Origin of the sequence: Novosphingobium sp. CCH12-A3 (assembly GCF_001556015.1) — a bacterium.
GTDB lineage: Bacteria > Pseudomonadota > Alphaproteobacteria > Sphingomonadales > Sphingomonadaceae > Novosphingobium > Novosphingobium subterraneum.
Map to the genome: position 1 here is coordinate 1 of NZ_LSIA01000282.1, position 5,407 is coordinate 5,407.

The following is a 5,407-nucleotide window of genomic DNA, read 5'->3' on the forward strand; positions in this document are numbered from 1 at the left end:
GGTGCTGTCCGTCGAGGAAACGTTCTTCCGGATGCTGCGCAATCGCGAGTTCGATGCCGCCGAGCTTTCGATGTCATCGTATTGCGTGACTCTGGGCCGGGACAATCCAGACTTTATCGCCATCCCGGTGTTCCCGTCACGTTTCTTCCGTCATTCCTGCATCTTCGTGTCGGCCAAGAGCGGCATCGAAAAACCGTCCGACCTTGTCGGCAAGCGCATCGGCGTCCCGGAATATCAGATGACCGCGCCGGTCTGGATCCGCGGTATCCTGCAGGACGAATATGGCATCGACCCGGCGTCGGTCACTTATGTCACGGGCGGCGAGGAAGAGCCGGGCCGTGAGGAAAAGCTCAAACTCAATCTGCCGGACAAGTTCAAGGTTGAGCCGATCGGGCCAAACCAGACGCTGACCCGGATGTTGGCTGATGGCGAGATCGACGCGCTGCACACCGCGCGTGCTCCATCGACCTTCTATTCGGAACCGCACAATGTGCGGCGCCTGTTCCCGGACTTCGTCCAGGTCGAGAAAGCCTATTTCGGCAAGACGAATATCTTCCCGATCATGCACGTCGTTGCCATTCGCCGCGACATTTACGAGAAGAACCGCTGGATCGCACAGGCGCTCTACAAGGCGTTCGTCCAGGCGCAGCAGCTAACCTACGAACAGCTGCGCGTCTCAGCCTCGCTCAAGACGATGCTGCCCTGGCAAATTGCCGCGGTCGAGGAAACGATCGCGACGTTGGGCGATCAGTGGTGGCCTTACGGAATCGAGAAGAACCGCCACGTACTCGAGACCTTCACGCGCTATCATCATGAGCAGGGTCTGTCGCCGCGCCAGCTGACGATCGAGGACATGTTCGCGCCGGAGACGTTCGCGGAGTTCAAGATCTGACGTGATGCAATCCGGGAAATGACGGGGCGGAGCATAAGCGGTGCGGGAGCAGCGTGGTTGTCGATGCTCCGTCTTTGCCGGGCTGCCGCAGGATACCCGGCGAGCGGCCGCTGACCGGTTGCGCCCTGTCAGTCCTCGGCGGGGGTGTTCGGGATAGAATCGAATTCGGCGGCGAGATTGGCTGACATGCGCGAAAGCACGTCGACGCACGTCGCAACCTCGGCCGGATCGATCCCGGCGACGGCGATGCGGTTAATGTCGATCGCATATTGCATGAGCTCCGCTTCCAGGGCTTTGCCTCGTTGGGTCAGCGTAACGCTCAACTTGCGGCGATCAACCTTGTCGCGGGTGCGCTCTACAAGCCCGTGCTGCATCATGTTGTTGATTATCGACACAGTCGTGTTTTCTGTGACGTTGGTCATGTCGCTCAGATATTTCTGGGTGACGCCGTCGCGGATCCACAGCACACGAAGGTAATACCAGAAGCCCGTCTTTAGATCGTGCTTCGCCAGCATCGCATTGAGCAGGCGATCGAACCGCCGATGGCAGCGCCGGACCTGATAACCAAGGCTCCATTCCGGATTGAGCTGGGCGGGCCTGTTGGACAAATGCACTCTCCCTGGGGCGTGTCGCCATGTTCGCCCTCCCAATGAGGCAGGGGCAACGGCTTTGATGGTGCACCTGCCCGCCAACGTCCAGTTGGATACTGACGGCAGACTGGGCCTTGCCACGCTCTGCATCGGCGTCGGCATGGGCCTTGCGCTCGCGGTCGAACGGGTCTGAATCGTGCTTCGGTGACACCCTATCTATTCCACGCGGATTGAGCGTGGGTTCTCCGGCCCTTTGAATCCCGCCCGAACTAGGGTGGCCCTCGTGCCCTTACGTCGGTTGAATATATGGCAGTCACGACCATCAAGGCCGCCGAACGAACGCCGGAATCTCGCCCTCGACCCGGATGAGAAACCGCGGGACCGTCAAGTCATAATCCATTAACAAGTCAACCGACCCACGCGGCTGGGGCGGTTGCCAAGAAGGAATGCACGCTGGTTTCGACATTCAACAGGCCCGATGGTTCGGGTCATGCAGGGCCGATTTCGATGAGCGGAGATAGCGGGGAAATCAACCTGCCGTTCGACCTGAGTATCGGATATCAAATCCGACTCACGCATCGACTTATGCAAAAGCTGCTACAGCTGAAGATCGAGCAGTTCGGCGTCACCCTGGGCATGTGGTACTTCTTGCGCGTCCTGTGGGACCAGGACGGCTTAACCCAGAAGGAACTGTCCGACCTTGTTGGAACGATGGAGCCGACCACGCTTTCGGCGATCGCTTCCATGGAGCAACGGGGAATCGTTGCCCGGGTCCGCAACGCGGCGGACAAGCGGAAGATCAACATCTTCCTCACCCCTTACGGTCACGAGCTGAAAAGGAAGCTTCTGCCCATTGGCATCGAAGTTGGGGATATCGCTAAGACCGGCATTTCGCGCCGCGAAGCGGATCTCCAGATCGCCCTATTGGGCGAGCTGCAGACCAATCTAGAAGCTGCGATTCGGAGCCTCTCCCCCGAGGAGCCCGACGCGAAGCCGGGTCGGCGGCGCCGAGAGGACCGAGGGGTCGCCGGCATCACTCATGAGGCAGGCGACTGATGCGATAGTGGGTGTCCTCGCCACCATGGATGCCCCACATCAATGTTGCGCGCCGATACTTACATCACTAATGGTTAGATAACTAAGGAACTGCACGGTGGCGGTCTGCGACGTGAAGGTTGCGTGGAGAGGTGTGCTGATGGTCAGGCCTTGCCTCCGACCGAATCGTCGTCGCTCTCCACCGCGCGGTTGATGACTGCAATCGCTTAGGTGCGGGCCGCGTCCGGTCTGCGAGAGTATCGGGAGAGTTTGAACTTATGAGTTCATCAGCCTTTAAAGGCGCGGATGTGTCCGATCGCCTGGATCGCGCGATAGACAATGCTCTCGCCGACAATCGTTTGGTGGGAACGGTCGTGATCGTCGCCCGGGGCGGCAAGATCGCCTATCGCCGCGCGGCGGGATTTGCAGACCGTGAATCGCAAAAGCCGATGCAAACGGATAGCATTTTCCGATTTGCATCGGTGACCAAACCCTTTGTCACCGCCGCCGTGATGCGCCTGATCGAGGATGGTGTTGTGAGGCTGGACGATCCAGTGACGCGCTTCCTGCCCGACTTTCAGCCGCGCCTGTCCGATGGATCGGTTCCGGTCATCTCGATCCGCCATCTGCTCACGCACACATCGGGGCTCGGCTATCCGTTTCAGGAAGGGAGCGATGGCCATTATCGTCGCCTCGACGTCTCCGACGGGTTGGATCAACCGGGATTGTCGCTATCCGAGAATCTTCGGCGCCTGGCTGCCGCCCCGCTTACCGCCGCACCGGGGTCGGGTTTTCGCTATTCCCTTGGCATGGATGTGATGGGAGGGGTGGTTGAGAGCGTTACCGGTGGTTCGCTACGCGATGCTGTGCGCAAACTGGTCACGGATCCGCTGGGTATCGTCGATACCGGCTTTGCCGTTGCGGATGTTGAGCGGCTCGCGACGAATTACTTCAACAGCGAATCCGTTCCCGTCCGCATCACGGACGGCATGGTAGTGCCTCTGGATGCCTTCAACGGGTCGCTAACGTTCGCGCCGAGCCGTATCCTGGATCCAAACTCCTATCCGTCAGGCGGGGGTGGGATGGTGGGGACTGCGGGCGACGTCCTGCACTTTCTGGAAACCATCCGGCTCGGGGGTGGTCCGATCCTGAAGCCTGAAACAGTCGAGATGATGGCGACCGATCAGCTCGGACCTCAGGCTGCGGCCTGCGGGCCGGGTTGGGGCTTCGGCTTCGGCTGGGCAGTGCTTGCAGATCCGCACGCCGTCCCGTCGCCGCAGTCTCCCGGAACGCTTCACTGGGCCGGCGGATACGGCAATAGCTGGTTCATCGATCGTGCAAACGCGCTGACGGTCGTGGCCATGACCAACACGGCCTTTGAGGGTATGTCGGGGAAGTTCGTGTCCGACATCCGGGACGCCGTCTACAACTGATCCCCGCAAGGAATCCGCGACCGGCCGGCGTAAGCCGGCCGCGCCGCAGCGAAAATGCGGAGGCGCCGCGTCGATCGCGGCGGCCAGATCACAAATCGTTGCGGTGGCTCCAGTCGATGATCCCGTCGATACAAGCGCTGAGATGTTCGGGCTGGCCCTGGTAGAAATGGGTCGCGCCCTTGATGCTCACAAATTCCTTGTTCGCAACGGTGAGCGCGTTGTGAATGATCGGATTATGGCTCGCGGGAACCGCGTCGTCCGCTTCATTCTCGATCTGCAGCACAGGGGTCCGATGGATCTTTGTCGCGTTAACGGCAGCCTTGGAGTTGGATAGGTCGTAGGACCATTGCGACAGCCACGAGCGCAGGGTTGAGAATCGCGCCAAACCAGCGGGTCCCACGTTCACCGTGCGTGGATTGCCAAGATAGGATGCCCCCGGCGCGCGTCCATTGGGGTCGATCGTCGGATCAATCCAGCGCACGTCGCACATCGTGCGGTGCGTGACGAAGGCGCGTTCGGTTTCGCCGTCGTTGCGACGACGGAGCGTGGCAAGCATTTCCTCGGCCCAGGCGGTAATTCTGCGATTGCGGGCCCGCTGCCTCTCGCGGAAGGCGGCGATGAAGTCAGCGGTGAATGGTGGTTTGTTCGGGCAGTCCGGACTATAGATATCGAATTCGAGATCGCGCGTGTCCGGGTCGAATTCGTCGATGACGGAGGGGTCAAGCCATTCGGTCAGCACTTCCGCCCGGCTGAGGTGGGCGGCGATGAGGACTATTCCGTCAACCCGCTGCAGCCGCGCTGCTGTCAGGTCATAAAGGTCGCCGGCGGGCGTGTGGGTGATTGTCGGATGTTCAGACTGGGCCGCATAAAACAGCGATAGCGAGCCGCCGCCCGACCATCCCACCAGGATCACCTTTTCATAACCCAGCGACTCGCGCGCGTGGCGCACCCACTGGCCCATGTCGTAGGCGACCTTTTCCATAATCAGCGCACTATCGTTTCTCGGGTAGCGACTCGACGCGCAAAGTACGTGCAACCCCGCATCGGCAAGCGCCTCAGGCATTGGGAGCAGCTGGACCGTGGCTGTGGGGTGCATGAACAAATAGACCGCCTTAGATGGCCGCGCTCTCTGCCGGAACAGCTGGCCTTCCAGCTCGGTCGTGCCCTCGGCGCCCGCAAAACTGTAGGTCTCCGTCATCCCCGGTTGATCGCGGAAGCGAACGATTTCGGGAAGGCGATCCCATAGCGCCTTTGTCGGCAATCCTCTCTCCATGGCCATATCCTTAGTTATCTAACTATAATTGCGTATTACCGTACTCCAGTCAAGGGAAGGGCTTCCCATGCGAAGGGGCGCGCACTGAGCAACCATCCCCTCCCCTGTTTGCCCAAATAGGTAGCGGTTTTCCGTTGTCCTCGGTCACGATAGGTACGTTTTTAGGGCGGTACAGCCTATAGAG

At 60.3% G+C, this 5,407-nt stretch carries 5 protein-coding genes; 3 read left to right on the forward strand and 2 right to left on the reverse strand.

The features are described from left to right. Positions 1 to 892, forward strand: an 892-nt coding sequence (locus tag AX703_RS22535; RefSeq protein WP_062347425.1) for an ABC transporter substrate-binding protein, incomplete at its 5' end; no start/stop codon positions are given. A gap of 128 nt (positions 893 to 1,020) precedes the next feature. On the opposite strand, the gene AX703_RS22540 is transcribed toward AX703_RS22535, so the two are convergent. Further along, entirely contained in the window at positions 1,021 to 1,500 is a 480-nt protein-coding gene (locus AX703_RS22540; protein ID WP_062347432.1) for a MarR family winged helix-turn-helix transcriptional regulator, read from the reverse strand. Positions 1,501 to 1,989: 489 nt separating this feature from the next. On the opposite strand from AX703_RS22540, the gene AX703_RS22545 reads away from it, so the two are divergent. Both AX703_RS22545 and AX703_RS22550 read left to right on the forward strand, forming a co-directional pair. Beyond that, entirely contained in the window at positions 1,990 to 2,538 is a 549-nt protein-coding gene (locus AX703_RS22545) for a MarR family winged helix-turn-helix transcriptional regulator (RefSeq protein WP_052182396.1), read from the forward strand. 287 nt (positions 2,539 to 2,825) lie between these two features. Continuing rightward, the gene (locus AX703_RS22550) at positions 2,826 to 3,950 is read left to right on the forward strand and encodes a serine hydrolase (protein WP_197423807.1); all 1,125 of its coding nucleotides are present in this window, start codon (positions 2,826 to 2,828) and stop codon (positions 3,948 to 3,950) included. Positions 3,951 to 4,038: 88 nt separating this feature from the next. On the opposite strand, the gene AX703_RS22555 is transcribed toward AX703_RS22550, so the two are convergent. Further along, positions 4,039 to 5,223, reverse strand: coding sequence for an alpha/beta fold hydrolase (locus AX703_RS22555; protein ID WP_137903378.1), 1,185 nt, complete (start codon positions 5,221 to 5,223; stop codon positions 4,039 to 4,041). Between the last annotated feature and the right edge of the window lie 184 nt (positions 5,224 to 5,407).